Origin of the sequence: Pseudoalteromonas sp. BSi20311 (genome assembly GCF_000239875.1) — a bacterium.
Lineage (GTDB): Bacteria > Pseudomonadota > Gammaproteobacteria > Enterobacterales > Alteromonadaceae > Pseudoalteromonas.
On record NZ_BADU01000078.1, the window covers coordinates 23,954 to 49,780 of the forward strand.

The following is a 25,827-nucleotide window of genomic DNA, read 5'->3' on the forward strand; positions in this document are numbered from 1 at the left end:
ATGGGCTTAAAAACTTTCTTAGAAGATATCGAACCACATTTTGAACCAGGTGGTAAGCATGAAAAATGGTACGCGCTGTATGAAGCTGCTGCGACTATTTTTTACACGCCAGGTTATGTAAATAAAGGTTCAACTCACGTTCGTGATAACATCGACCTAAAACGCATGATGATTTTAGTGTGGATGGCGACGTTCCCTGCCATGTTCTTTGGTATGTTCAACATTGGTCATCAAGCGGCAATTGCACTTGGTAATGGCTTTGAGCTAGCGAATATTTGGCAAGTAGGTTTATTCCAGTTACTTGGCGGTGAATTAACCGTTGATGCAGGCTGGGGTGCGAAAATGTTCTACGGAGCCTGTTTCTTCCTACCTATATATGCAACTACCTTTATTGTTGGTGGTTTCTGGGAAGTGTTATTTGCTTCTGTGCGTAAGCATGAAGTTAATGAAGGTTTCTTCGTAACGTCTGTATTGTTTGCATTAATTCTGCCTGCAACGATTCCTTTATGGCAAGTTGCGCTAGGTATTACTTTTGGTGTAGTTATAGCAAAAGAAATATTTGGTGGTACAGGCCGTAACTTCTTAAACCCTGCGCTTGCTGGTCGTGCGTTTTTATTCTTCGCATACCCTGCACAAATTTCAGGTGACACAGTATGGACTGCCGTAGATTCATTCTCTGGCGCAACTATGCTTGGTCAAGCGTTTGCTGGTACGTTAAATTACGCGACTGATATTGAGCTTTGGTGGAATGCGTTTTACGGATTCATTCAAGGTTCTATGGGTGAAACGTCTACACTAGCTGTACTAATTGGTGGTTTATTCCTAATTTACGTGCGCATTGCGTCTTGGCGTATCGTGCTAGGTGTATTCCTAGGTATGGTAGTAACCTCATCAATACTGAACACTATTGGTTCTGAAACCAATGCAATGTTTGCTATGCCTTGGTACTGGCACATGGTATTAGGTGGTTTTGCATTCGGTATGTTCTTTATGGCAACTGACCCTGTATCTGCTGCATTTACTGATAAAGGTAAATTAGCATACGGTGCGCTTATTGGCTTTATGGTTATCATGATCCGTGTTGTTAACCCTGCATACCCAGAGGGCATCATGCTAGCAATCTTATTTGCTAACTTGTTTGCACCTTTATTCGATCACTTTGTAGTGCAAGCTAATATCAAGCGGAGGTTGGCACGTAATGTCTAGTAATAACGAATCAATTGGCAAAACGCTAGCTGTTGTTGTCTCATTATGTTTAGTGTGTGCAGTTATTGTATCACTAACATCTGTACAACTACGCCCTCTGCAAAAAGCAAATAAAGCAAAAGATATTCAAAGCAATATCTTAGCTGCTGCTGGTATTGGCAAAGTTGATAACGTTGCCGAAACGTTTGATGCTAAAATCGAAACTCGCTTTGTTGATATGCAAAGTGGTGAGTTTGCTGAGCCGGTAGAAGATTTTGACTTTGAAAAAAGCAAATACGATGCTGATTTAAGTAAATCTTTAAAAGAGAATGGTATTAAAGACATCGCCGGTATTCAACGTATTACCAAGCGTGCGCCTGTTTATATCTCTAAAAAAGACGATGGCTCTACTGATGCAATCATCCTTCCTATTCAGGGTTATGGTTTATGGGGTTTAATGTACGGTTTTATCTCGCTTGAAAGCGATGGTGAAACTATTAAAGACATCATTTTCTACAAACATAACGAAACACCTGGTCTAGGTGGTGAAATTCAAAACCCACAGTGGACTGCAACGTGGGAAGGTAAAGAGTTACCAATCCAAATCGTTAAAGGGACTGCAGCCGGTGATGAGCATAAGATCGATGGTCTTTCAGGTGCTACATTAACGTCTAATGGTGTTGACCATGCAGTTGATTTTTGGACTGGCGAAAATGGCTTTGGCCCTTTCCTTGCGAAAGTACGTAAAGGAGCATTGAACTAATGGCTGATACTAAAGAAATGAAGGCGGTCCTATTTGGTCCAGTTTTCGCTAACAACCCAATCGCATTACAAGTACTTGGTATTTGTTCTGCGCTAGCGGTAACGTCTAGCTTAAAAAATGCATTAATCATGTCAATTGCATTGACCTTGGTAACTGCATTCTCTAGCCTTTTTATCTCGACTATTCGTAACCATATCCCATCATCAGTACGTATCATCGTACAGATGACGATTATTGCATCATTAGTAATCGTGGTTGACCAAGTACTACAAGCTTTCTCTTACGCTACGGCAAAAGAGTTATCAGTATTCGTTGGTCTAATCATTACTAACTGTATCGTAATGGGTCGTGCTGAAGCTTATGCAATGAAGTCGCCGCCATTAATGTCTTTCCTTGATGGTATAGGTAATGGCTTAGGTTACTCTGTAGTGCTACTTACTGTTGGCTTTATTCGTGAGTTATTCGGTAAAGGTTCACTATTCGGTGTTGATATTATTCCATTAGTACAAAATGGTGGTTGGTACCAACCTATGGGTCTATTGATCTTACCACCGAGTGCATTCTTCATCATTGGTTTATTCATTTGGGTACTTCGTACTTATAAGAAAGACCAAGTAGAAGCTAAAGCGTAAGGGGCGATAAGTGGAACATTATATTAGTTTATTTGTAAAAGCCGTTTTTATTGAAAACTTAGCGTTAGCATTCTTCCTAGGTATGTGTACTTTCTTAGCCGTGTCTAAAAAAGTAACTACATCAATTGGCCTAGGTGTAGCGGTTATTGTTGTATTAGGTATTTCAGTACCGGTTAACAACTTGGTTTACCATGCGGTATTAGCACCAGGTTCACTTGAGTGGCTTGGTTACCCAGAAGCAGATCTTAGCTTTTTACGTTTCTTAACTTTCATTGGTGTTATTGCAGCACTAGTGCAAATTCTTGAAATGGCATTAGATAAGTTCTTCCCACCGCTTTACAACGCATTAGGTATTTTCCTACCACTAATCACAGTTAACTGTGCAATTTTTGGTGCGGTAGCCTTCATGGTTGAGCGTAACTATAACTTCGGCGAGTCTGTTGTTTATGGTATTGGCGCTGGTGTGGGTTGGGCGCTTGCAATTACATTACTTGCAGGTATCCGTGAGAAAATGAAGTATTCAGACGTACCAGATGGTTTACGTGGTTTAGGTATTACCTTCATCACTGTTGGCTTGATGGGTCTTGGCTTTATGTCATTCTCTGGTATTTCACTGTAATAATAGCGAGGTCAATCATGGATATTTTCTTAGGCGTTGGTGTTTTTATCGCTATCGTTGTAATACTAGTTTTAATCATCATTGGTGCTAAATCTAAGCTAGTTGCAAGCGGTGATATCATCATCGGCATTAATGGCGATGCAGACAAAGCCATTAAAACATCAGCAGGTAGTAAGCTATTAGGTGCACTATCTGAGTCAGGTATTTTCGTATCTTCTGCATGTGGTGGCGGTGGCTCTTGTGGCCAGTGTCGCGTACACATTAAAGAAGGCGGCGGTGATATTCTGCCAACTGAACTTGACCACATCTCTAAAGGTGAAGCACGTGAAGGTTGTCGCCTAGCGTGTCAGGTTAATGTTAAAAACGACATGGAAATTGAACTTGAAGAGTCAATTTTCGGTGTTAAAAAATGGGATTGTGAAGTTATCTCTAACGATAACAAAGCGACGTTCATTAAAGAACTTAAGCTACAAATTCCTGATGGCGAGTCAGTGCCGTTCCGTGCGGGTGGTTACATCCAGATCGAAGCGCCAGCTCACCATGTTAAATATGCAGATTTCGATATTCCTGAAGAGTATCGTGGCGATTGGAACCATTTTGGTTTCTTCGATCTGGAGTCAAAAGTAGACGAAGAAACAATTCGTGCTTACTCAATGGCTAACTATCCAGAAGAAGAAGGCATCATCATGCTTAACGTGCGTATCGCTACGCCGCCGCCAAGAAACCTAAGCCTACCATGTGGTAAAATGTCTTCGTACATTTGGTCACTTAAAGAAGGCGATAAAGTAACTATTTCTGGTCCATTTGGTGAGTTCTTCGCTAAAGACACAGACGCTGAAATGGTATTCGTAGGTGGTGGTGCAGGTATGGCACCAATGCGTTCACATATCTTTGACCAACTTAAGCGTTTAAACTCTAAACGTAAAATTAGTTTCTGGTATGGTGCGCGTTCTAAACGTGAAATGTTCTATGTTGAAGATTTTGACGGCCTAGCTGAGCAAAACGAAAACTTCGTTTGGCACACAGCGCTTTCAGATCCGCAACCAGAAGATAACTGGGAAGGCTACACAGGCTTTATCCATAACGTGTTATTTGAGAACTATCTTAAAGATCACGAAGCGCCTGAAGATTGTGAGTTCTACATGTGTGGTCCTCCAATGATGAATGCGGCTGTTATCACTATGCTTAAAGACTTAGGTGTTGAAGAAGAAAACATCTTACTAGATGATTTCGGTGGCTAATACCCAAACTGATTAAATTTAGTTAAAATACCAGCCTCGTCGCATTTTATGTGACGAGGCTTTTTTATATTAATTTTTAACCTATTAAGTAGGGTTGTTATGAACAAAGTAAATACTCCCCAGGGCATAATCGCCTTATTTATAATCACGCTGACTTTACTATTATCTGGATGTGGAAAATCAGTCCCAGAGGAAACCTACTTAGAAGGTAAAACGATGGGTACAACTTACCACATTAAGTTTTACGCTGAGCAAGTTGACCCTCAAGCAGTACAAGCAGAAATCGATGCGGTTTTAGTTGATATCAACCAGTCTATGTCGACCTATATCGAAGATTCAGAAATAAACACCTTTAACCGTTTAGATGCCAACGAAGTAATGCCAATCAGTGATGACTTCAGGGCAGTTATTAGTGAATCTATGCGTATAGGTAATTCAACTAAGACCCTAGATGTGACTATGGGGCCGTTGATAGATTTATGGGGGTTTGGCCCAGATAAAAAACCAACAAAGCGCCCAACGAATGAAGCTCTGGCAAATATGATCAATAACATTGGTATAGATAAGCTGGTCCTTAACGAGCAAGGCTTAGCAAAAACGATGGCTGATTTAGAGTTGTCGTTTTCAGCTACAGCAAAAGGATATGGTATTGATAAAGTGGCTGAGCTATTACAAAGCAAAGGCATTACAGATTACATGGTTGAGATTGGCGGGGAGTTACGTATTGCTGGTACAAAACCAGACAATCAAGCATGGCGAATAGCAATTGAACAACCTGATGCAAACCCAGGTGAGCGAAAAGTACACCGTGTACTTGCACCAGGCAATAACGGTATTGCCACCTCAGGTGATTATCGAATCTTTTATACAATGGATGGCGAAACCTATACTCACCTTATTGATCCTATGACAGGGATGCCAATTAAGCATGACTTAGTTTCTGTTACAGTTTTACACCCTAGCGCTATGACGGCCGACGGTTTAGCGACTGCTTTAACGGTTATGGGAATGGAAAAAGCACAACGTTATGCGCAGCAGCATGATTTACCAGTGTATTTAATTGCTAAATCGGCACAGGGGTTAGTCACTTATTCAAGTCCTGCGTTTAAGCCTTATTTATAGTCTTTAGGTTTATATCCTTAGCATGAGGGTATATAATATACGGAGCTCAAATACGCTATTTGAGCTCATTTTATTGCTGAACAATAGGGGCTAAGCAATGTCACTTTTTTTTCTAACCTTTGGCTTACTTATTTTAATTGTCGCTGCGATGGCGATAGGCATGATAGTTCAAAGAAAATCGATGGCGAGTAGCTGCGGAGGCTTAGGCTCTGTAGGTATTGATAAAGCATGTGATTGCGATGATCCATGTGATAAACGCAAAAAGCGTCTAGCCAAAGAGCAAGTATGGAAAGAAAACCAAATTCTTTAAATAGATTTATTTCTGTTTAAACAAAAAACCTCTCGTAGCTCACTACGGGAGGTTTTTTATTTATATCGCCATAAATAAATCATCAGCTGATAAAATAATCGTGTTTTTATCTTGAACAGAAAACTCTCTTTGTTATACTCATGCCCGAACTTTCAGTAAGTTTTGAAAGTTCTATTGATGCGGATCAAAACTAGCTTAGCCAAATAGTGCTAATGCGTTGAGACTGTATTTCATGTCACTGTATAAGGCTTTACGGCTGCAACCTGTTTTTGTTGCCACGGTGTATGCCAAATTTTGTTATTAGTCATTTTAATAGGTGAATGTTTTTGAACTCATTTTCTTTGTTTCATACCAGCGCTTTGCTTACCTTAGGTAAGTCAGTGTTGCATGAGCGCTTTAATAAAGCGAAAAGAGGCGTGAGTGTGGCTATAACATTATTAGTTTTTAATGCCGTTATGTTGCTTAGTGGCGCTATTGAGGATGCCTTTAGGCTTGAAGCATTGATCAGTGATGGCTTTTTTATAGAGCCATTATTACTGACGATTGCCGAATTTTTAGCTCATCCCATCTTATCGTGTCAGTTACTTATTGGCCTTTGTTGGCTATTGTTCCACATGTTTCCAGCGCGTCGTGCTGGAATAATCCTCCGTAAAGCAGCCTTTGCTTTTAGCGAGGCTAAAGTTCAGCAACCCGTGCAAGCTGCACATGGTTGTCGTGCTCCACCTAGCTTTACAGGTTGTCTGTTTACTCGTTAATTTTATGAGTATAGGTTACACCTGTGGTATCTAATTATTTATTCTTGCTGTAAATAACGATTACTTTCATTGTAGCTTAGTGTTTTTACACACTCTCAGCCAACCACACCTCACCCAAGTTAATTTTTATTGCGTTATATTAATGTGTTTAAAAAAGCTGGGTTGGTTCTGCTAGGTGTTTTTTATTAAGCCAGTGGTCAATACTTCATGCTTGCATTCGCTCTGCATTATTTGTAATTCAATTTTAATTAACTTGGGTTTTTATCAAATATCGTTGCTAAATATTTTTGGCAGCTAATAAAAACTCTTTAGGTTTTAGGATAGTCCCTTGTTAATTCGTAACCTTTTTAATATTGCTTTAGCTAGTATGGCGCTGATTTTATCAGGCTGTAATGGCGGGGTACTCGACCCAAAAGGGCAGATAGGTATTGATGAGAAAAATCTGATCATCATCGCCACTGTGCTTATGTTGTTAGTTGTGATCCCCGTTATTGTGATGACTTTATATTTTGCTTGGAAATACAGAGACACACAAAACCATGAAATTTACGCACCAAAATGGGCTCACTCTAATAAGATTGAGGCTGTTGTATGGGCGGTTCCTATTGTTATTGTTGTTATTTTAGGTGTGATCACCTGGCAGTCAACTCAAGAGCTTGACCCTTATAAACCGATAGAGGGTAAAGGTGAACACTTAACTGTTGAAGTGGTGTCACTTAATTGGAAGTGGTTATTTATTTACCCTGAACAAGGTATTGCTACGGTAAACGAATTGGTATTTCCTGCTAATGTTCCGGTTGAATACAAAATCACGTCAGAAAGTACCATGAACTCGTTTTTCATTCCCCAGTTAGGTAGTCAAATTTACTCAATGGCGGGCATGGAAACTAAGCTGCATTTAATTGCTAATGAGCCAGGCACGTTTAAAGGCTTTTCGGCTAATTACAGTGGTGCGGGTTTTACTGGTATGAAATTTAATGCCATCGCAACACCAACAAAAGCTGACTTTAACCAGTGGGTTGAACAGGTTAAAACCAACGCTAATAGCCTTACTCATGCCAATTATGTTGAGCTTGCCAAAGCGAGTGAAAACAATCCCGTCGCTTATTATGGCAAGGTTGATGAAGGTTTATTTCATACCATAGTGATGAAATACATGCAGGCGCATGGCGATATGAACAAAAAACACCACTCGATGGGTAAACATCAGCAGATGAGTAATGAGCATCAGGCAATGGGTAACCATACAATGCCATCATCACACAGCCAGGGCGAGGAATAATCATGTCGTTTTTAGGTAAATTATCTATAGATGCAATTCCGTTTCATGAACCTATTATCATGGTTACCATGGCGGTGATTGCTATAGTCGGGCTTATTATAGCTGGGCTAATAACAAAATATAAAAAATGGGGTGTGCTTTGGCGCGACTGGATCACCTCGGTTGATCATAAACGCTTAGGCGTCATGTACATTTTATTAGCGCTAATCATGCTGTTTCGTGGTTTTTCTGATGCCATTATGATGCGTGCGCAGTTAGCGCTTGCTACCAGTGGTGCGCCAGGTTATCTGCCACCAGAACATTACGACCAAATATTCACCGCCCATGGCGTTATTATGATCATCTTTATGGCGATGCCATTTATGATTGGTTTAATGAATATTGTTGTACCACTGCAAATTGGTGCTCGCGATGTGGCTTTTCCATTTTTAAATAATTTAAGTTTTTGGTTTACTGCCAGTGGCGCCATTTTAATAAATTTATCGCTGATATTTGGTGAGTTTGCTAAAACAGGCTGGGTTGCTTACCCACCGTTGTCGGAGTTGACCTTTAGCCCTGGGGTGGGGGTCGATTATTATATTTGGGCCTTGCAAATATCGGGGCTCGGTACGCTATTAACCGCTGTTAACTTCCTAGTGACAGTATTTAAAATGCGTGCCCCTGGTATGACACTGATGAAAATGCCAATTTTCACATGGGCATGTACCTGGGCAAATATCTTAATTGCGGCATCATTTCCAATTTTAACCGCAGTGCTGGCCATGCTAACGCTAGACCGTTATTTAGATTTCCACTTCTTCACTAATGAAGCCGGCGGTAACGCCATGATGTATATCAACCTGTTTTGGGCATGGGGTCACCCAGAGGTATACATTTTAGTATTACCAGCTTTTGGTATTTTTTCTGAAATAGTGTCGACCTTCACTGGTAAACGTTTATTTGGTTATAAATCGATGGTATATGCCAGCGGTGCCATTTCTATTCTTGGCTTTATTGTATGGTTACACCACTTCTTTACTATGGGCTCAAGCGCCAATGTAAATGCCTTCTTTGGGGTGATGACCATGGTCATAGCTGTGCCTACTGGGGTTAAGTTATTTAGTTGGTTGTTTACTATTTACCGTGGCCGTTTGCGCATTACTGTACCGGTACTTTGGACGCTTGGTTTTATGGTTACCTTCAGTATTGGTGGTATGACGGGGGTATTACTGGCAATCCCTGGTGCCGATTATGTATTGCATAACAGCTTATTCTTAATCGCTCATTTCCATAACACCATCATTGGTGGCGCAGTATTTGGCTACTTAGCCGGCTTTGTTTTTTGGTTTCCAAAAGCAATGGGCTTTAAGCTTGATGAGCGTTGGGGTAAAGCGTCATTTTGGTGTTGGTTAATCGGTTTTTTCGTAGCCTTTATGCCATTGTACGTACTCGGCTTTTTGGGCATGACGCGTCGCTTAAACCACTCTAATAATCCTGATTGGAATATCTGGCTTTATATTGCTGCAGTGGGTGCCGTGATTATTATGTTCGGTATTATTTGCCAAGTTATTCAGCTTTATGTGAGCTTTAAAAACCGCGAAGCGCTTGATGATACCACTGGCGATCCTTGGAACGGTCACACCCTTGAATGGTCAACGTCATCACCACCGCAATATTATAACTTTGCTGAAATCCCGCATGTTGATGATATTGATACATGGACTGACATGAAAGAAAAAGGCCTGGCTTATCAAGGTAAATCTAGCTATAGCCCAATTCATATGCCAAAAAATACCGCATCGGGTGTGCTTATTGCTGCGAGTTTAACGGCGTTTTGTTTTGCCATGATCTGGCATATTTGGTGGCTAGCAGGGCTTGGTTTTATTGGCGCGATTGCGCTGTTTATTAACCGTGCTTACACCAGTGATGTAGATTACTACGTGCAAAACGATGAAATATTACAAATTGAAGGCGCGCATATTGCCAGTAACACGAAGGAGGTAAGCGCATGAGTACGTTATCTGCAACTCAAGGCCATGTAAATTTAGAGCCTCATAGCGTAAGTCATACGCATGAACATCACGATACTTCAGGCGATACAATCTTTGGCTTTTGGCTTTATTTAATGACCGATTGCCTTTTATTTGCCTCATTTTTTGCAACCTACGCAGTGCTTTATATGAACACCGCAGGCGGTGTATCGGGCAAAGATATTTTTGAGCTTGATTTTGTTGCCGTTGAAACTGCGGCGCTACTTATAAGTAGTATTACTTTTGGTTTTGCCATGATTGCCGCTCAAGGGCAAAAAAAGGCGCTGACGCTTGGTTGGCTCGCGGTCACTTTTTGTTTAGGCGCGGTGTTTATTGGTATGGAAATTTATGAGTTTCATCATTTAATTGTTCATGGCAATGGCCCACAGCAAAGTGCTTTTTTAACATCGTTTTTCTCATTAGTGGGCTTGCATGGTTTACATGTAACTGCAGGCCTTATCTGGATGAGCATAATGATGATTGAGGTGATTAAGCGCGGTTTAGGTAAACAAACCGTCACGCGCTTAAGTTGCTTAAGCTTATTTTGGCACTTTTTAGATATTGTGTGGATTTGTGTATTTACCGTTGTTTATTTAATGGGGGCAATGTAATGAGCCATAGCGAAACACATGCTTTAGAGCAAATGCAAAGCCAACATCATGATCAGTCACATGGTAGTGTTAAAACATACCTGATTGGCTTTGTCTTATCAGTGATTTTAACGGCCATTCCATTTTGGATGGTGATGGAGGGCGACTTTTCAAAGGTCACCACACTCTGGAGTATCGTTACTTTAGCAATCGTGCAAATTTGGGTGCATTTAAAATACTTTTTACACCTTAATTTCACCACTGATGAAGGTAAAGCAAATACCTTTACCTTCTTGTTTAGCGCGTTGATCATCGTCATGGTGGTTGGACTGTCTGTTTGGATCATTTATGAATCAAACGCAATGATGATGTATTAGAGGTTTCAGATGTTTCGTCGTTATTTAGCTGTTACTAAGCCAGGTATTATTATGGGGAATTTGATCAGCGTTGCCGGTGGTTTTTTACTCGCCGCCCGCGGTGATATAGACCCATGGTTAATGTTGGTTACCTTGGTTGGTTTATCGCTTGTTGTTGCATCGGGATGTGCCATAAACAATGTTATTGATAGAGACATTGATGTTGCCATGGCGCGTACTCGCTCACGTGTGACTGTAACGGGCGAAATGTCTGCAAAAGCCGCTTTAAGCCATGGCGTGTTATTAGGGCTAATTGGCTTTGGCTTATTAATTGCCTTTACCACTCAAGCGGCGGTATTTTTTGCCGCCTTTGGCTATGTCATCTATGTAGGGGTTTACAGCCTCTACATGAAACGCAACTCTGTTTACGGTACCTTTATTGGTAGTCTGTCGGGCGCAGTTCCACCTGTTGTTGGCTATTGCGCCGTTACGGGTGTGTTCGATATGGGCGCATTAATACTGCTGGTGATGTTTAGTTTGTGGCAAATGCCGCACTCATATGCAATTGCTATTTTTCGCTTTAAGGATTACCAAGCCGCTAATATTCCAGTATTGCCCGTGGCGCAAGGTGTTAATAAAGCTAAGCGCCATATTGTGCTTTATATTGCAGTATATGCTTTAGTGGTGATGCTATTGCCAATTAGTGGTTATACCGGTGCTGCCTTTATGGCCGTTGCCTGTATCACCAGTTTTTGGTGGTTACTCATGGCACTTAGAGGGTATCGATACAACATAGACACCACCCGTTGGGCACGCCAAGTGTTTGCGTTTTCAATTATTAATATTACCGCTTTGAGTATTGCCATGGCGGTAGATTATCAAACAATTGCGCCACAGTTAGTGGCGCTAAACTGATCTTATCTGATCAATGAACCGAGTTAATTCCCAAAGTTAACCAAAGGCTCTGAGCATTGCGAGGAGCCTTTTTTCGATTTATTTTAATTTTTCTGCATCGTAATACATGGGTTTTAATGTGCCACAATTTATAAACTTATAATTGAGTTCACCAGCAGAAGGCACTTCGGTTGAGGTACGGAACTTTTGTAAGCAGGCGCCATTTAAATCAACAAACATAATATGATTAAAGCTGGGCGGCTGGGTTATTTGATGAATATAAATACGGTTATTGTTTTTTAGCGTAATCATATCGTACTGCTGCCATTTTGAGGCTGGATTTAAATCGGTTAGCTCACGCGTAAACATTTGCTCGCTGAGCTCTATCAGTTTATCACTATAAACTAAGCTACCCCCTTGCTTGTAATCACCAAGGTATACATCGGCGGTAATCGCGACTTCTTCGCCTCGCATTAAGCGTTGAATATTAAACGGCTTTGGTTTTACTGTGATTAACTCAGCATCACGTACTAGATCTAAAAACGGAATATCCGATACATCCACTTTGTACATAACGTGCATATTATAAGGAAGCTCATAGCTCGGAATATTAATGGCGTACACACTTGAACCATGGTTAACCAGTACCATGGCATGCTCTGCTTCATATTTGGGATCTAATGGCGGAAGCTCAGGTGGGTCTTCAGCCAGAGCGCTTATAGGTAAAACTAAACAGATAAACAATACTATAAAAGTGAATAACCGCATAATAACCTCAATTAATTTATAAGCTTAAAGTATAGCTTAGTTTATATATTTATTTTTTATTTAAAAACTGGCCGCTTGTTCTATAACAATGCCATGGCGTTTTGCAAGGCGCTGATGATCTCTGTCATAGCCTCCACCAATCACAGTGGCTACAGGGGTATTATTTGCAAGGCAACGCTTAAGCACTAAGTGATCGCGCTTTTCTATTCCTTGCCAACTAATATCCAGTTTACCTAAGCCATCCTCTTGCCAAATATCAACGCCAGCATCATACAAAACCAGATCTGGGTTAAGCTCGTTTAATAAAAATTGCAGGGTATCGTCAACAATACCTAAGTATTCAGCGTCTTGCATATTATTGGCTAAACCAATATCTAAATCGCTAGGGGACTTTCTAAACGGGAAGTTTTTCTCGCAGTGTATTGAACAGGTAAACGCATAAGGTTGATGAGCCAGCATAGCTGCGGTGCCATCGCCTTGGTGAACATCTAAATCAAAAATCAGTACGTTAGTAACTTCCCGGTTTTGAATTAACGTTTGTGCGGTAAAAGCTAAATCGTTCACCATACAAAAACCCGAGCCAAAATCACTGTGGGCATGGTGAGTGCCGCCCGCTAAATGGCACGCAAGCCCATTTTTAAGGGCTAAACGCGCGGTTTGCAGTGTTCCCAGCGGGGCGGTAAATGTGCGGTTCATTAGTGCTTGTGACCAAGGCAGGCCAATACGGCGCATGGCTTTTTCATCTAGGCGGTTATGCCATAAATCGTGAATGTAGTTTTCACAATGTACTATTTCTAACTCTTCTACACTACCATGTGGTGGTTCTGTGATATTACTGCCAGCAAGTCCTAGGGTTTTAACATGTTGGTGTAGCTGTGCAAATTTACTCATTACAAAGCGATGTTTTGGATCAAAACTAAACGAGTAGTTAGGATGATAAACTAAAGGTAGATTGGGGTTTAAACTCATATCTGCGTCGTTTAATTATTTTTGGTTATGGTAATCAACTTCACGCAGTGCGTCTATTTATGTTTGGTGAATAAGCGTTTCAAGCTCGCGGTGTAATAATGTTTCATCGGCAAGGTTTAGCTCAACTAAACGCTTTAAATGCGTGATACTGTCTATATCAATACTGTGGCATTTAAGACCAATATGATTTTCTTCTATGTGACGAATAACCACCGGCATTTTTATTTCAATATCGCTTTGTGGCAAAGTAAAACGTAGTACTGCTTCGTCATTTTTGTTCCCAGTAAATGCATCGCTTTTAGTAATAAGCGCACCATGTAAAGAGATATCTAATAGAGTGCATTCATACTGGCTGCTAGCCATAACTAATTGCGCTGCAGTAGAGAACATAATACGAGAAAATTGCCGACGGTTTTGCATAATAATCTTATAAAGCTGTTATTTATAATAAGCATAGCTGGTAATGCCCAACACGCCAATTTGCTTAAAGATAAAAATAGCTCGCATAAAAAAGCCCCGCATTAAATGCAGGGCTTTTAACTTATTCACTGTGGCTGTTAGCCAATTTTTTTATACTTTATGCGCTTAGGCTGTGCAGCTTCTGCGCCAAGAGTCTTTTTAAGCCACTCTTCGTATTCAGTGTAGTTACCATCAAAGAAGTTAATTTGGCCTTCGTCGCGGTAATCTAAAATGTGTGTAGCAATACGGTCAAGGAACCAACGGTCATGCGAGATACACATGACACAACCTGGGAATTCTAAAATTGCATTCTCAAGAGCACGTAATGTTTCAACGTCCAAGTCATTAGTTGGCTCATCTAGAAGTACCACGTTGCCGCCTGCTTTTAACAGTTTAGCTAGGTGTAAACGGTTGCGCTCACCGCCAGATAAGTCTTTAACAAACTTTTGCTGATCGTTGCCTTTAAAGTTAAAACGGCTAACGTAAGCACGGCTTGGGAACTCAAAGTTACCAATTTTTAGTACATCTTGGCCGTCAGAGATTTCTTGGAATACCGTTTTGCTTTCGTCCATGTTGCCACGGAACTGATCAACAGTTGCCAGTTCTACTGTTTCACCAATGCTGATATTACCGCTATCTGGCTGCTCTTCACCGCTTAACATTTTGAATAGCGTTGATTTACCTGCACCATTGGCACCAATAATACCCACAATAGCGCCCTTAGGCATGCTAAAGCTTAAGTCATCAATTAAAACGCGGTCGCCAAAGCTTTTACGTAAGTTGTTTACTTCTAATACTTGGTCACCTAAACGTGGGCCAGGTGGAATAAACAATTCGTTGGTTTCGTTACGTTTTTGGTAATCAGACTGTTGTAGCTCGCTAAACTGCGCCATACGTGCTTTTGACTTAGCTTGACGACCTTTAGGGTTTGAACGCACCCACTCAAGTTCTTGTGCAATTGATTTTTGACGTGCTTTTTCAGATTTTTGCTCTTGTTGTAAGCGGGCATCTTTTTGCTCAAGCCAAGACGAGTAGTTACCTTCCCACGGAATACCTTCACCACGGTCAAGCTCTAAAATCCAACCTGCTACATTATCAAGGAAGTAACGGTCATGCGTTACTGCCACAACAGTGCCTTCGTAGTCATGTAAGAAGCGCTCTAACCAGGCAACCGACTCAGCATCTAAGTGGTTAGTTGGTTCATCGAGAATCAGCATGTCTGGTTTTTCAAGTAACAAACGACAAATAGCAACACGACGGCGCTCACCACCCGATAGGTGCTCAATTTTAGCATCCCACTCAGGTAAACGAAGTGCATCGGCAGCACGCTCTAATACGTTATCGATATTATGACCATCGTGCGCTTGAATAACCGCTTCTAATTCACCTTGCTCTTTAGCCAGTGCGTCAAAGTCAGCGCCTTCCATTGCGTATTCGTTATACACTTCGTCAAGGCGGTTAAGGGCATGTTTTACTTCACCTACAGCTTCTTCAACAATTTCACGAACTGTTTTGCTTTCGTCCAAAACAGGCTCTTGCGGTAAGTAGCCAATTTTAGTGCCTGGTTGAGGGCGAGCTTCACCTTCAAACTCTTCATCAACACCCGCCATAATGCGAAGTAGTGATGATTTACCAGAACCATTTAAACCTAGCACACCAATTTTTGCGCCTGGGAAAAAATGCAACGAAATATCTTTTAAGATAGTGCGTTTTGGTGGCACAACCTTAGATACTCGACTCATCGAGAATATAAACTTATCAGGTAAAACCATGGAAGAAGCCTTCAAATAATAATAAAAATTTCAATGCTGTATTGTAGTGGCTCACAGGTGAAACAGTCAACGAATGGCACTGTTTTAAAGTACATATTCAATTTATACAAAACGCGTGAATAAATTTCATTTAGACATCTATACATCTAGAGGTTGATATTTTTGGCATTCTGTTCATAATGAGAGCGTATTAACTCTCGGTTTTTATGAGCAGGAGCTTTAAGAATGCCAATTACAGTAGAAGACGAATTGCCAGCTATTGCACGTTTACGTCATGAAAACGTGTTTGTAATGCCAAAAACGCGTGCAAAAACCCAAGAAATACGCCCTATGCGTTTGGCTATTCTTAATCTTATGCCTAATAAAGTAGAAACCGAAGTACAGTTTATTCGCTTGTTGGCTAATTCTCCGCTGCAAGTAAATGTTGAGCTATTGCGCCTAGACACGCACCGCAGCAGTAGCAACTCAGAGCAACACTTAGATACTTTTTATCGTTACTTTTCAGAAGTAAAAAACAACAACTACGATGCGCTGTTAATTACCGGTGCGCCGCTCGCGCATTTAGAGTATGAAGAAGTAGCTTACTGGGAAGAGCTCAAAGTGATTATTGATTGGGCCGAGCAGCATGTAACTTCTACCTTGTTTTCGTGTTGGGCTGCCCATGCGGCTTTATACCACCGTTATAATTTAAAGCGCGATTTAAAAGACAATAAACTTTGCGGAGTGTTTACCCACCAATGCTATTTTGCTCATGGCGCACTTACTCGCGGCTTTGACGATACCTTTTTAGTACCGCACTCACGTTATGGCCACATAGATATTAATAAAATAAACGCCTGTGAAGAGCTGGTGGTATTAGCGGGCTCTGAACGAGTAGGGGCGTATTTACTTAAAAATAAATCCGGCAGCCAAGTGTTTATTACCGGCCACCCCGAATACGATGCCGACAGTTTAAAAGCCGAATATGAGCGCGATTTACAAAAAAGCCCCGATGCGCCAAAGCCCGAAAACTATTTTCCTGATGACGATGCCAGCAAACAACCGTCTAAAACATGGCAAAGCCACGCGTTTTTACTGTTTTCAAACTGGTTAAATTATTACGTTTACCAAACCACACCCTATGATATTAACTTAGTTAGCCAAGACGTAAGGACTAACAACTATGCCGAATAATCCTCAAAACAATAAGCATCAAGAGCTGAGCGCTGCGCTCAAACAGCGCATTTTAATTTTAGATGGTGCAATGGGAACCATGATCCAAGCGCATAAGCTTGAAGAGCAAGACTACCGTGGTGAACGTTTTAAAGATTGGCACGTGCTTATTAAAGGTAATAACGATTTATTAAGCCTAACCAAGCCTGAAATTATTACTGATATACACCGCAGCTTTTTAGCCGCCGGTGCCGATATTATCGAAACCAACACCTTTAACTCGACAACCATTTCGATGGAAGATTACGACATGGCGAGTATAAGCCGTGAAGTTAATTTAGAGTCAGCTAAGTTAGCCCGTGCTGTATGTGATGAATTTAGCGCTAAAACCCCAGAAAAACCGCGCTATGTAGCGGGTGTTTTAGGGCCAACATCTAAAACCTGTTCGTTATCTCCGGATGTAAACGACCCTGGCTATCGTAATATCACCTTTGATAAGTTAGTGACTGCGTATGTGGAGTCGACCCTTGCACTTATGGAAGGCGGTGTAGATATTATTTTAATCGAAACAATATTCGACACGCTTAATGCAAAAGCCGCCTCATTCGCGGTAGAAGAAGCGTTTGAACAAGCAGGGCGTACATTACCAGTGATGATATCAGGCACTATCACCGACGCCTCAGGCCGCACGCTTTCAGGGCAAACCACCGAAGCATTTTATAACTCTATTCGCCATATTAAGCCGCTTTCAATTGGCTTAAATTGCGCGCTAGGGCCAGATTTACTACGCCAATACGTTGAAGAGCTATCACGCGTATGCGAAACCTTTGTCTCTGTTCACCCTAACGCGGGCTTACCCAATGAGTTTGGAGAATACGATTTAGAAGCAGACGACATGGCAAAAGAGATCATAGATTGGGGTAAATCGGGCTTTATTAATATTGTTGGCGGTTGCTGCGGCACTACGCCTGCGCACATTCGTGCCTTTGCCAAAGGGCTTGAAGGCGCAGCACCACGAAAATTACCAGAGCTTGAAGTGCGCATGCGTCTGTCAGGCCTAGAAGCCTGTAACTTAAATTAAGGAGCCGCCAATGACCCAACAAATTGCAGTATTTACCAATGTCGGCGAGCGTACTAACGTAACTGGCTCGGCCATGTTTAAACGTTTGATCATGGAAGAAGACTACGAGACCGCTCTTAATGTGGCCCGCGAACAAGTAGAAAATGGCGCCCAAGTTATTGATATAAACATGGACGAAGCCATGCTGGACTCAAAAGCCGCCATGGTTAAGTTTTTAAACTTAATTGCCTCAGAGCCTGATATTTCTAAAGTACCTATAATGGTCGACTCCTCAAAGTGGGAAGTTATAGAAGCAGGCTTAAAGTGTATTCAAGGCAAGGCCATTGTTAACTCCATTTCACTTAAAGAGGGTGAAGAGCCGTTTATTCGCCAAGCTAAAATTATAAAACGCTTTGGCGCCGCCGCTGTTGTAATGGCGTTTGATACCGAAGGTCAAGCCGATACTGCCGATCGTAAGTTTGAAATTTGTGAGCGCAGCTACCGTATTTTGGTCGACGAAATTGGCTTTCCGCCAGAAGACATTATATTCGACCCCAACATATTTGCCGTTGCCACCGGCATAGAAGAGCACGACAACTACGCCGTAGAATTTATTGAAGGCACCCGCCGTATTAAGCAAAATTTACCCCATTGTAAAGTGTCGGGTGGGGTGTCAAACGTATCGTTTTCGTTTAGAGGTAATAACCCAGTACGTGAAGCGATTCACTCGGTGTTTTTATACCATGCTATAAAAGCGGGTATGGATATGGGGATAGTAAACGCAGGGCAACTTGCGGTTTACGACGACATCCCCGAGGAACTTCGCAAAGCCGTAGAAGATGTAATTCTTAATACCGACCCCGGTGCTGGCGAGCGCCTTGTTGAACTTGCACCTAAATATTCAGGCATGGCGCAAGCTGAGCGCGTAGAAGATTTAGAATGGCGCACTTGGTCGGTTGAAAAACGCCTAGAGCATGCCCTAGTAAAAGGCATAACCACCTTTATAGATGAAGACACAGAAGAGTGCCGTGCTGGCGCAGATAAACCTATTCACGTCATTGAAGGGCCACTCATGGACGGCATGAACGTGGTTGGGGATTTATTTGGCGCGGGTAAAATGTTTTTACCCCAAGTGGTTAAGTCGGCCCGTGTAATGAAACGCGCGGTCGCCTACCTTGACCCATTCATTGAAGCCGAAAAAGAAGAGGGCGCGACCAACGGTAAAATTGTTATGGCCACCGTAAAAGGCGACGTGCACGACATAGGTAAAAACATTGTAGGCGTAGTACTACAATGTAATAACTACGAAGTAATCGACCTTGGGGTAATGGTGCCAGCAGATAAAATACTGCAAACCGCGATTGACGAAAAAGCCGATATTATAGGCCTTTCGGGCTTAATTACCCCATCGCTTGATGAAATGGTACATGTTGCCAAAGAAATGAAGCGTCGTGGCTTTGAGCTGCCGCTAATGATTGGCGGGGCAACCACCTCAAAAGCGCATACCGCAGTTAAAATAGAGCCGCAGTACGACAAAGGCGTGGTGTATGTAAATAACGCCAGCCGCGCCGTGGGTGTGGTGTCTAATTTATTATCAAAAGAGCATAAAGCAGAGTTTTTAGCTAAAACCACCGCCGAATACGACAAAGTACGCGAACAACAAGCACGCAAAAAACCACGTTCTAAGCCTGTTACCATACAGCGCGCCCGCGATAATGCTGCAAAGCTCGATTGGGATAACTACACCCCACCCGTGCCTAAAAAGCTGGGCGTGACTGAGTTTAAAAATGTATCAATCGCGACTTTACGCAAATACATAGACTGGACGCCTTACTTTATGACCTGGTCAATCGCCGGTAAATATCCGCGCATAATGACCGACGAAGTAGTGGGCGAACAAGCACAAAGCTTGTTTAAAGACGCCAACGATATGCTCGATGAGCTTGAAAAGTCAGGCACTTTGCAACCATTAGGTGTTATTGGTTTATTCCCAGCAAACCGTGTGGGCGATGATATAGAAATTTACACCGACGAAACCCGCAAAGAGCTATTAACTACCTCATGTCATTTACGCCAGCAAACCGAAAAAACCGACTTTGCTAACTACTGCCTAGCCGATTACATTGCGCCAAAAGGCACGCCAGATTACTTTGGTGCGTTTGCGGTAACAGGTGGCTTAGAAGAAGACGACCTCGCCAATGCGTTCGACGCACAGCAAGACGACTACAATAAAATAATGGTTAAAGCGGTTGCTGATAGGCTCGCCGAAGCCTTTGCCGAATACTTGCACGAACAAGTGCGTAAAGAGTATTGGGGTTATGCACCCGATGAAAACCTCGAAAACGATGAACTAATACGCGAAAACTACCAAGGTATTCGCCCAGCACCCGGTTACCCAGCGTGCCCAGAGCATACCGAGAAAAAGAAAATTTGGCAGTTACTCGATACTGAAAAACGCATTGGTATGCAGCTCACCAGCTCTTACGCCATGTGGCCAGGTGCTGCGGTTTCGGGTTGGTACTTTTCACACCCACAAGCGAAATACTACGCGGTAGCGGCAGTACAACGCGACCAAGTAGAAGACTACGCTAAGCGAACCAATATGACGCTCGCAGAGGCTGAAAGGTGGTTATCGCCTAACTTGGGATATGAGCCGGAGTAAAAGAGCAGCGGTCAAAAGTTGAAGCGGTCAGTTTTTAGCTGTCAGCTATCAGTAAAACAAAAAACGAGCCAAATTAGGCTCGTTTTTTATTAGCTTATTAATTAACCTCAGATCTGCATAAGAATTAAAGCCGAGTCACTTTAATACTCGGCTTTTTAGTCTGAAAGGTATAGGCAATTAATCCAGCCATTAAATTAACCATAAATGAGATGCAGCTGCGGTGCCTTGTATGGTCTATTTGAGCCATATTTTTCAGTTGGTCGAAAACTGTTTCAATGATAAAACGCTTTGATAACATCGCTCTATCCCAAGATGATATTGGCTGACGTTTCATATTACTTCGTTGACCTGTAATAAAATCAATGCCTTGCTCAGCAAGTTCCGCTTTTAGGTTTGCAGATACATAACCTTTATCAGCGTATAAACTACCTGTAACATTATCGACCATATCTAACACCGGCTGTCTATCATCAACATTCCCAGCTGTCACTTTTACTGCTAATAAACCACCTTCATCATTCATGATGAGGTGAAGTTTAAACCCATAAAACCAGCCCATTGTTCCTTTACCCCGCTTGGCTTTTCCCGCGAAAACTTGGTGGCGAGGAATACGCATGTTGTGACACACCTTGAGAGAGTAGAATCGATAAATGCAATGCCTGTTGGTTTATCAAAGCGCTGCTTCAGATAGCTACACAGAGCAGGTAACGTGGCCTGAAGTAACTTCAACATACGTGTATAACTGACTAAATCAGGAAAATAATGTCGCCAATACTGACAAACAAATTTGGTGTAGTAAGTTTTAAAGTCGCGATAACCTGATTGATGAAAGGCAATTAATATAGTCATCACTTCGCTAGAGGATAGTCGAGACGGCTTAATGCGTTGCTTCTCACCTGATTCTATTAGGTGTTTAAGCCACTGAGGTTCAAACAATAAACAAAAATCATCGACATCTACGTAAATTGCATCTAAGTTATTCATGCCCTTGCCTCGGTAATCTTATGTTTCTTGGTCGAAAGATCTGATCACCGCAAGGGCATTTAGTTCCATTTCTTATGTGCAGCTCAGGTTAATTAATAGTATGAAATTGTAAGGTTCGATTAATGTCAGTTATTTACCATTGCTTTTTAATAGTTTGATAACTCTAATTACCCTTTCAAGAGTGATAGTAAGTAGTAAAAATAATTCTGTAAGCTCACGCATAATACTTCTCCTCAGTTATTGTTGAGTTAATAGTATGTTCAGAAATTCAATTGGTCAAATTTTATAAGTTATTGTTTTTATTGTATTTAATTTTTCATCTGGTAGGCATTTTATTATACTGGGTTCTTTGGGTATTATGCTGGGAATTACTGGAGGAAAAGATTATTTTTTTAAAAAAACTGAAATAAACTACTTTTAAATTGTTTTTTGCTTGAGTAGTTATTTTTAGAATGATTTAAAGCGGCTTTTCACTAATATTAACTCTCATAAAGTTGTACAGGTACTTTAAACTTAAGGACTACAATGAAGCATCTAAATTACATATTGCTTTGCCTATCCCTACTTTTCACATCGAACACATTTGCGCTTGAGCAAAAGTATCACGGGAGTGTTTTACCTGTTATTGCTGCTTTTAAAGCGGAGGATAAAACTGCGATTGCTGCGCATATTCGCTACCCTCTAAAAAGGCAGTATCCACTTCCTGATATTAAAAATGAAGCTGAGTTTATTAACCGCTTTGATGAAGTGTTTGATGAGGAACTTGTTGCCGTTATTGGCAGCTCTAATATCAATACCGACTGGGATAACGTAGGTTGGCGCGGCATTATGCTAAATAACGGCGTAATGTGGGTAGACACAGACGGCAAAGTTATTGCCGTGAATACACAAAATACTACTGAGCAAGCACATGCAGAAAAGTTAATCGCTCAAGATAAACAATCACTCCATTCAAGTATTAAAACTTTTCAAAAACCAATACTCGATTGGAAAACAGCTAACTATCGTGTTCGCATTGATAATTTAGGCGATGGAAACTTCCGCTATGTATCGTGGAGTATTGATAAAAGCCCAAGCGACAAGCCTGATATCGTTTTAATTAATGGTAATATTACCTTTGAGGGTAGTGGCGGCAATCATCACTATACGTTTAAAAACGGGCGTTACAGTTACGTGTTACATGTCACTATTATTGGTTGCGATACATCTTCACTTGGTTGGCTTGAAGTATATAAAGACGATAAGTTGTTATTGTCTGACGCTGTGATCAGTGCAGTTAATAAGGCTAATTAAGTTTCTAGTGAAGAGCGGCTATTTTTAACTTATTGTGAAACGTAAACTGTAATCGAGAGTGGGAACTAGCTATGAAAACAATCGGTATGTTGGGTGGTATGAGTTGGGAGTCAACAGCCAGCTATTACAAAGCGTTAAACCACGGTGTTAAAAATGCGTTAGGTGGGTTGCATAGTGCTAAAATTTGTATGGTGAGCGTCGATTTTGCGGAAATTGAAACGCTGCAGCATCAGGGCGATTGGCAACAAACAGCCACTATACTCACCGATGCGGCTAAATCTGTAGAGGCTGGTGGTGCCGACTTTTTACTTATTTGTACCAACACTATGCATAAAGTGGCCGATGAGATTGCCAGTAATATTACCATTCCTATTTTGCATATTGCCGATGCCACCGCAGAGCAACTAAAACTCGATAATATTTCGCGAGTAGGGTTGTTGGGCACGCAATTTACAATGGAGCAAAACTTTTACAAAGAGCGTTTAACCAATAAGCATAACATTGAGGTATTAATACCTGAGCCTAATGAGCGAAAGCGAGTGCACGAGGTTATTTATTCACAGTTATGCCAAGGGATTATTGATGACGATTCGCGAACTGATTATGTGCGTATTATAGAGCGATTATTTGAGCAAGGCGCGCAGGCCATCATTTTAGGCTGTACTGAAATCGCCTTGTTGGTAAAGCCACAACATACGCAGGTTCCACTTTACGATACCACCAAAATACATGCCGAAGCAGCAGTGAAGTTAGCGCTGGCAAAATAGTTAAGCTTGAGATAACAAAAAAACCGCCAATTGGCGGTTTTTTATTAGCAAGTAAAGCTGTTAACGCGCTTTATATTAATGACCTTTCTCAAAGTCATTTACTTCGCGCTCGGCCTCATCTTTGGATTTACCGTATTTTTGCTGAATTTTACCAACAAGCTCGGTACGGCTACCTTCAATTTTATCTAAATCATCGTTGGTAAGATCGCCCCATTTTTGTTGCGCTTTACCTTTAAGTTCTTTCCAGTTTCCTTCAATACGATCGCTATTCATAATTAGCTCCTTATTAAGAGTGATGATTTTTCATTTTAAAAGCGTTACTAATAAAATGATATTTAACGTTCACTTATAAAGTTGCAAAGCCTATACCAGAAAGTGAAATGTTAAGTTTTTAATATATATCAATTGGTTATGGTTTTTTGATGTGTAAGTTCTTTTTGCTGGTGGCGAGCTTTATAAAAATTCTGCAGGGTGGCTTGTAATTATTTCAGGGACTGTCACTTCAGGGATTATTATTGCAGAGCACACTGTGCTGGATTTTATAAGAACAAAAAAAGCGAGCTATTAAAGCTCGCTTTGCTGTTTAATAAAGGAATTAATGTCTAAAGCTTGGCATTAGCGCAGGAATGCCTGGCAGCATACCTACCAGTGCCATTACACCGGTTAATAATACAAACATTATAAGTGGGATGACCCAGCGACTCATTCGCGATAAATCAGCACTTCTTTCTTTACAGCCAATAAGGCCCAAGTTATCAAGTAGCATAGTTAGTGACCAACCAAATGCAGGGTTTACTAGGCTTGATGCAAACACCACAATGGCGGCTGATTGGGTGGTTTTACCTTCACGGGTCATTTCCATACCCGCTTCAAGTAGTGGAATAAACACCCCTACAATTAATGCAACACACAATACTGGCTGCCAAATAGCTAAGTCCATTGGATAGCCCCAAACACCCGCGATAATACAAAATAACGCAGTTAAAATTGCGCCTGCAGGAATAGGGCGTTTTGCAATAGCTGCAGGAACAATGTAAGTGCCCCAAGATGATGCAAAGTTAGCACCGCCTAATAGCGAGCCAAAGGTTTGTCTTGTTGATGCGCTAAGCATGGTATCGTCAATATTCATTTGTACTTTTTCAGTACGCTCTGGGTAGCTTATTTTTTGAAATACTTGATGGCCTAAAAAGTCAGGCGACCACATAGCAACTGCTAAAACTGCAAAAGGAAGTACAACTACAAAGCTTTCTGCTGTTGGTAGACCAAGCATCCAACCGGTGTTTTCCCCCCACCAGTACATAGGGTTCATGTTTGGTAAGCCCGGTGCCGTATTAAACTCAAACGGTGCGCCCAATGCAAAAGCAGTAAAACCACCAATTAAACAGCTCAGTGGCACGGCTAACCAGCGTTTTTTGTAATGCTCCAATAAAGCATAAAGTAAAATTGTGGCTAAGATTACGATAAAGGCAATATGGGTCATTTGAATTTCTTCAGCCCATGCAAACAGCTTTTTAACTTGTGAAATGGTACCCACAAAACCCAAATAAAGAAGTAGGCCACCACATACTCCTTTACTGGTGAGCTTGGCCATGAGACTGCCGCCTTTACTAAATGCTAATATCAATCCAAAGGCACCTATGAGTAAACCAAAGGCCATAGGGTGTCCGCCTGCGGCAACCACAATAGGAATTAATGGAATAAGTGGGCCATGAGTACCCGCTAAGTTAGCGGTCGGTAAAATAAAGCCAGAAAATAGTAAAATAAATAACGAAACAATTAAAAGTTCGTAGCGTACGTTTTCAAGTACAAAGCCATCACTCAACCCCAAAGGGCCTGCAAACGTGGCAGCAATGGCTGCAACCATCACAACTTTACCTATAGTTGCGGCCATCGCTGGAATGGTGTCTTCAAATTCAAAGCGATAATCTCTAAACGGTAAATTTGGACGCCAGCGTTTTGGCTGCATAATTTGCAGCTCGTGCTCTAGGTAAGCGTCGCGGCTTTCAAACTCAGAGCTTGGCTTATGAAGATTTTCATAGCTATCGGACACGGTTTGAGTATCCGCTCCTGATATAGCATCAGATGAATTATCATCTAGCGGCTTGGTGGTCATGACTTCTCCTGCAACTTAGTTGCTAACTCAAAATAAAAATACAGCTTTTACAAAGCAAATGAACGTTGAG

Annotated in this window: 24 protein-coding genes and 1 pseudogene; 18 read left to right on the forward strand and 7 right to left on the reverse strand. The window is 41.5% G+C overall.

The features are described from left to right. From P20311_RS08860 to cyoE, 13 genes are all read left to right on the forward strand, one after another. The gene (locus P20311_RS08860; protein ID WP_008111893.1) at window positions 1–1,206 is read left to right on the forward strand and encodes an NADH:ubiquinone reductase (Na(+)-transporting) subunit B; all 1,206 of its coding nucleotides are present in this window, start codon (window positions 1–3) and stop codon (window positions 1,204–1,206) included. Next, a complete protein-coding gene (locus P20311_RS08865) occupies window positions 1,199–1,948 on the forward strand; it encodes a Na(+)-translocating NADH-quinone reductase subunit C (RefSeq protein WP_008111895.1) in 750 nt (249 codons plus the stop codon). The genes P20311_RS08860 and P20311_RS08865 overlap by 8 nt, the downstream gene beginning before the upstream one ends. Beyond that, entirely contained in the window at window positions 1,948–2,580 is a 633-nt protein-coding gene (locus P20311_RS08870; protein WP_006791491.1) for an NADH:ubiquinone reductase (Na(+)-transporting) subunit D, read from the forward strand. Before P20311_RS08865 ends, P20311_RS08870 begins: the two co-directional genes overlap by 1 nt. A 10-nt stretch (window positions 2,581–2,590) precedes the next feature. Then, window positions 2,591–3,199 carry an NADH:ubiquinone reductase (Na(+)-transporting) subunit E gene (gene nqrE / locus P20311_RS08875; protein WP_006791490.1) on the forward strand — a complete coding sequence of 203 codons (609 nt, stop codon included), beginning with the start codon at window positions 2,591–2,593 and terminating at the stop codon, window positions 3,197–3,199. Between the two features lie 17 nt (window positions 3,200–3,216). Further along, a complete protein-coding gene (nqrF, locus tag P20311_RS08880) occupies window positions 3,217–4,440 on the forward strand; it encodes an NADH:ubiquinone reductase (Na(+)-transporting) subunit F (RefSeq protein ID WP_008111899.1) in 1,224 nt (407 codons plus the stop codon). 99 nt (window positions 4,441–4,539) lie between these two features. After that, complete coding sequence (locus P20311_RS08885; RefSeq protein WP_024601890.1) at window positions 4,540–5,562, forward strand: FAD:protein FMN transferase; 1,023 nt, start codon at window positions 4,540–4,542, stop codon at window positions 5,560–5,562. Window positions 5,563–5,659: 97 nt separating this feature from the next. Then, on the forward strand, window positions 5,660–5,872 hold the full coding sequence (nqrM, locus tag P20311_RS08890; RefSeq protein ID WP_010391098.1) for a (Na+)-NQR maturation NqrM: 213 nt from the start codon (window positions 5,660–5,662) through the stop codon (window positions 5,870–5,872). A gap of 326 nt (window positions 5,873–6,198) precedes the next feature. Further along, the gene (locus P20311_RS08895) at window positions 6,199–6,627 is read left to right on the forward strand and encodes a hypothetical protein (RefSeq protein WP_008111904.1); all 429 of its coding nucleotides are present in this window, start codon (window positions 6,199–6,201) and stop codon (window positions 6,625–6,627) included. 328 nt (window positions 6,628–6,955) lie between these two features. Continuing rightward, window positions 6,956–7,909 carry a ubiquinol oxidase subunit II gene (gene cyoA, locus P20311_RS08900; RefSeq protein WP_008111912.1) on the forward strand — a complete coding sequence of 318 codons (954 nt, stop codon included), beginning with the start codon at window positions 6,956–6,958 and terminating at the stop codon, window positions 7,907–7,909. Window positions 7,910–7,911: 2 nt separating this feature from the next. Next, the gene (gene cyoB, locus P20311_RS08905) at window positions 7,912–9,900 is read left to right on the forward strand and encodes a cytochrome o ubiquinol oxidase subunit I (RefSeq protein ID WP_008111914.1); all 1,989 of its coding nucleotides are present in this window, start codon (window positions 7,912–7,914) and stop codon (window positions 9,898–9,900) included. After that, complete coding sequence (gene cyoC, locus P20311_RS08910; RefSeq protein ID WP_008111916.1) at window positions 9,897–10,529, forward strand: cytochrome o ubiquinol oxidase subunit III; 633 nt, start codon at window positions 9,897–9,899, stop codon at window positions 10,527–10,529. The genes cyoB and cyoC overlap by 4 nt, the downstream gene beginning before the upstream one ends. Further along, entirely contained in the window at window positions 10,529–10,885 is a 357-nt protein-coding gene (gene cyoD, locus P20311_RS08915; protein WP_008111918.1) for a cytochrome o ubiquinol oxidase subunit IV, read from the forward strand. Before cyoC ends, cyoD begins: the two co-directional genes overlap by 1 nt. 9 nt (window positions 10,886–10,894) lie before the next feature. Continuing rightward, window positions 10,895–11,779 carry a heme o synthase gene (gene cyoE / locus P20311_RS08920; RefSeq protein ID WP_008111919.1) on the forward strand — a complete coding sequence of 295 codons (885 nt, stop codon included), beginning with the start codon at window positions 10,895–10,897 and terminating at the stop codon, window positions 11,777–11,779. A gap of 78 nt (window positions 11,780–11,857) precedes the next feature. Here cyoE and P20311_RS08925 read toward each other — a convergent pair whose 3' ends face one another. The 4 genes from P20311_RS08925 to ettA all read right to left on the reverse strand — a co-directional run bounded on the left by P20311_RS08925 (window position 11,858) and on the right by ettA (window position 15,726). Continuing rightward, on the reverse strand, window positions 11,858–12,526 hold the full coding sequence (locus P20311_RS08925; RefSeq protein WP_008111921.1) for a hypothetical protein: 669 nt from the start codon (window positions 12,524–12,526) through the stop codon (window positions 11,858–11,860). A gap of 60 nt (window positions 12,527–12,586) precedes the next feature. Further along, window positions 12,587–13,495, reverse strand: coding sequence for a histone deacetylase (locus P20311_RS08930; protein WP_008111922.1), 909 nt, complete (start codon window positions 13,493–13,495; stop codon window positions 12,587–12,589). 57 nt (window positions 13,496–13,552) lie between these two features. Further along, window positions 13,553–13,915, reverse strand: coding sequence for a PilZ domain-containing protein (locus tag P20311_RS08935; RefSeq protein WP_008111924.1), 363 nt, complete (start codon window positions 13,913–13,915; stop codon window positions 13,553–13,555). Between the two features lie 137 nt (window positions 13,916–14,052). Next, on the reverse strand, window positions 14,053–15,726 hold the full coding sequence (gene ettA / locus P20311_RS08940) for an energy-dependent translational throttle protein EttA (protein ID WP_008111928.1): 1,674 nt from the start codon (window positions 15,724–15,726) through the stop codon (window positions 14,053–14,055). A gap of 225 nt (window positions 15,727–15,951) precedes the next feature. Between ettA and metA the strand changes: the two genes are divergently transcribed. The 3 genes from metA to metH are packed head-to-tail and all read left to right on the forward strand — an operon-like array spanning window position 15,952 to window position 20,600. After that, the gene (gene metA, locus P20311_RS08945; protein ID WP_008111930.1) at window positions 15,952–16,899 is read left to right on the forward strand and encodes a homoserine O-succinyltransferase; all 948 of its coding nucleotides are present in this window, start codon (window positions 15,952–15,954) and stop codon (window positions 16,897–16,899) included. Then, the gene (locus P20311_RS08950) at window positions 16,889–17,959 is read left to right on the forward strand and encodes a homocysteine S-methyltransferase family protein (RefSeq protein WP_008111932.1); all 1,071 of its coding nucleotides are present in this window, start codon (window positions 16,889–16,891) and stop codon (window positions 17,957–17,959) included. The genes metA and P20311_RS08950 overlap by 11 nt, the downstream gene beginning before the upstream one ends. 10 nt (window positions 17,960–17,969) lie before the next feature. After that, window positions 17,970–20,600: a methionine synthase gene (gene metH, locus P20311_RS08955; protein ID WP_008111934.1), complete on the forward strand. Its 2,631-nt coding sequence runs from the start codon at window positions 17,970–17,972 to the stop codon at window positions 20,598–20,600. Window positions 20,601–20,724: 124 nt separating this feature from the next. Here metH and P20311_RS08960 read toward each other — a convergent pair. Beyond that, window positions 20,725–21,584, reverse strand: a pseudogene (locus P20311_RS08960) (IS982 family transposase). Between the two features lie 525 nt (window positions 21,585–22,109). On the opposite strand from P20311_RS08960, the gene P20311_RS08965 reads away from it, so the two are divergent. Both P20311_RS08965 and P20311_RS08970 read left to right on the forward strand, forming a co-directional pair. Next, window positions 22,110–22,877 (forward strand): hypothetical protein, encoded by a 768-nt coding sequence (locus P20311_RS08965; RefSeq protein ID WP_008111938.1) that lies wholly within the window; start codon window positions 22,110–22,112, stop codon window positions 22,875–22,877. Between the two features lie 71 nt (window positions 22,878–22,948). Next, window positions 22,949–23,644, forward strand: coding sequence for an aspartate/glutamate racemase family protein (locus tag P20311_RS08970; protein ID WP_008111940.1), 696 nt, complete (start codon window positions 22,949–22,951; stop codon window positions 23,642–23,644). A gap of 75 nt (window positions 23,645–23,719) precedes the next feature. On the opposite strand, the gene P20311_RS08975 is transcribed toward P20311_RS08970, so the two are convergent. Further along, window positions 23,720–23,917 (reverse strand): CsbD family protein, encoded by a 198-nt coding sequence (locus tag P20311_RS08975; RefSeq protein ID WP_008111942.1) that lies wholly within the window; start codon window positions 23,915–23,917, stop codon window positions 23,720–23,722. Between the two features lie 322 nt (window positions 23,918–24,239). Further along, entirely contained in the window at window positions 24,240–25,757 is a 1,518-nt protein-coding gene (locus P20311_RS08980) for a DUF3360 family protein (RefSeq protein ID WP_008111944.1), read from the reverse strand. Window positions 25,758–25,827 lie beyond the last annotated feature (70 nt).

Bases quoted from the DNA above. Each gene is read 5' to 3' on its own strand.
- P20311_RS08930 (WP_008111922.1), bottom strand. From the start codon at position 13,495: ATGAGTTTAAACCCCAATCTACCTTTAGTTTATCATCCTAACTACTCG.
- P20311_RS08935 (WP_008111924.1), bottom strand. From the start codon at position 13,915: ATGCAAAACCGTCGGCAATTTTCTCGTATTATGTTCTCTACTGCAGCG.
- cyoE (WP_008111919.1), top strand. From the start codon at position 10,895: ATGTTTCGTCGTTATTTAGCTGTTACTAAGCCAGGTATTATTATGGGG.
- nqrF (WP_008111899.1), top strand. From the start codon at position 3,217: ATGGATATTTTCTTAGGCGTTGGTGTTTTTATCGCTATCGTTGTAATA.
- P20311_RS08885 (WP_024601890.1), top strand. From the start codon at position 4,540: ATGAACAAAGTAAATACTCCCCAGGGCATAATCGCCTTATTTATAATC.
- P20311_RS08865 (WP_008111895.1), top strand. From the start codon at position 1,199: ATGTCTAGTAATAACGAATCAATTGGCAAAACGCTAGCTGTTGTTGTC.
- P20311_RS08860 (WP_008111893.1), top strand. From the start codon at position 1: ATGGGCTTAAAAACTTTCTTAGAAGATATCGAACCACATTTTGAACCA.
- metH (WP_008111934.1), top strand. From the start codon at position 17,970: ATGACCCAACAAATTGCAGTATTTACCAATGTCGGCGAGCGTACTAAC.
- cyoD (WP_008111918.1), top strand. From the start codon at position 10,529: ATGAGCCATAGCGAAACACATGCTTTAGAGCAAATGCAAAGCCAACAT.
- P20311_RS08965 (WP_008111938.1), top strand. From the start codon at position 22,110: ATGAAGCATCTAAATTACATATTGCTTTGCCTATCCCTACTTTTCACA.
- P20311_RS08980 (WP_008111944.1), bottom strand. From the start codon at position 25,757: ATGACCACCAAGCCGCTAGATGATAATTCATCTGATGCTATATCAGGA.
- P20311_RS08950 (WP_008111932.1), top strand. From the start codon at position 16,889: ATGCCGAATAATCCTCAAAACAATAAGCATCAAGAGCTGAGCGCTGCG.
- P20311_RS08970 (WP_008111940.1), top strand. From the start codon at position 22,949: ATGAAAACAATCGGTATGTTGGGTGGTATGAGTTGGGAGTCAACAGCC.
- cyoC (WP_008111916.1), top strand. From the start codon at position 9,897: ATGAGTACGTTATCTGCAACTCAAGGCCATGTAAATTTAGAGCCTCAT.
- nqrM (WP_010391098.1), top strand. From the start codon at position 5,660: ATGTCACTTTTTTTTCTAACCTTTGGCTTACTTATTTTAATTGTCGCT.
- P20311_RS08870 (WP_006791491.1), top strand. From the start codon at position 1,948: ATGGCTGATACTAAAGAAATGAAGGCGGTCCTATTTGGTCCAGTTTTC.
- P20311_RS08925 (WP_008111921.1), bottom strand. From the start codon at position 12,526: ATGCGGTTATTCACTTTTATAGTATTGTTTATCTGTTTAGTTTTACCT.
- P20311_RS08975 (WP_008111942.1), bottom strand. From the start codon at position 23,917: ATGAATAGCGATCGTATTGAAGGAAACTGGAAAGAACTTAAAGGTAAA.
- cyoB (WP_008111914.1), top strand. From the start codon at position 7,912: ATGTCGTTTTTAGGTAAATTATCTATAGATGCAATTCCGTTTCATGAA.
- ettA (WP_008111928.1), bottom strand. From the start codon at position 15,726: ATGGTTTTACCTGATAAGTTTATATTCTCGATGAGTCGAGTATCTAAG.
- metA (WP_008111930.1), top strand. From the start codon at position 15,952: ATGCCAATTACAGTAGAAGACGAATTGCCAGCTATTGCACGTTTACGT.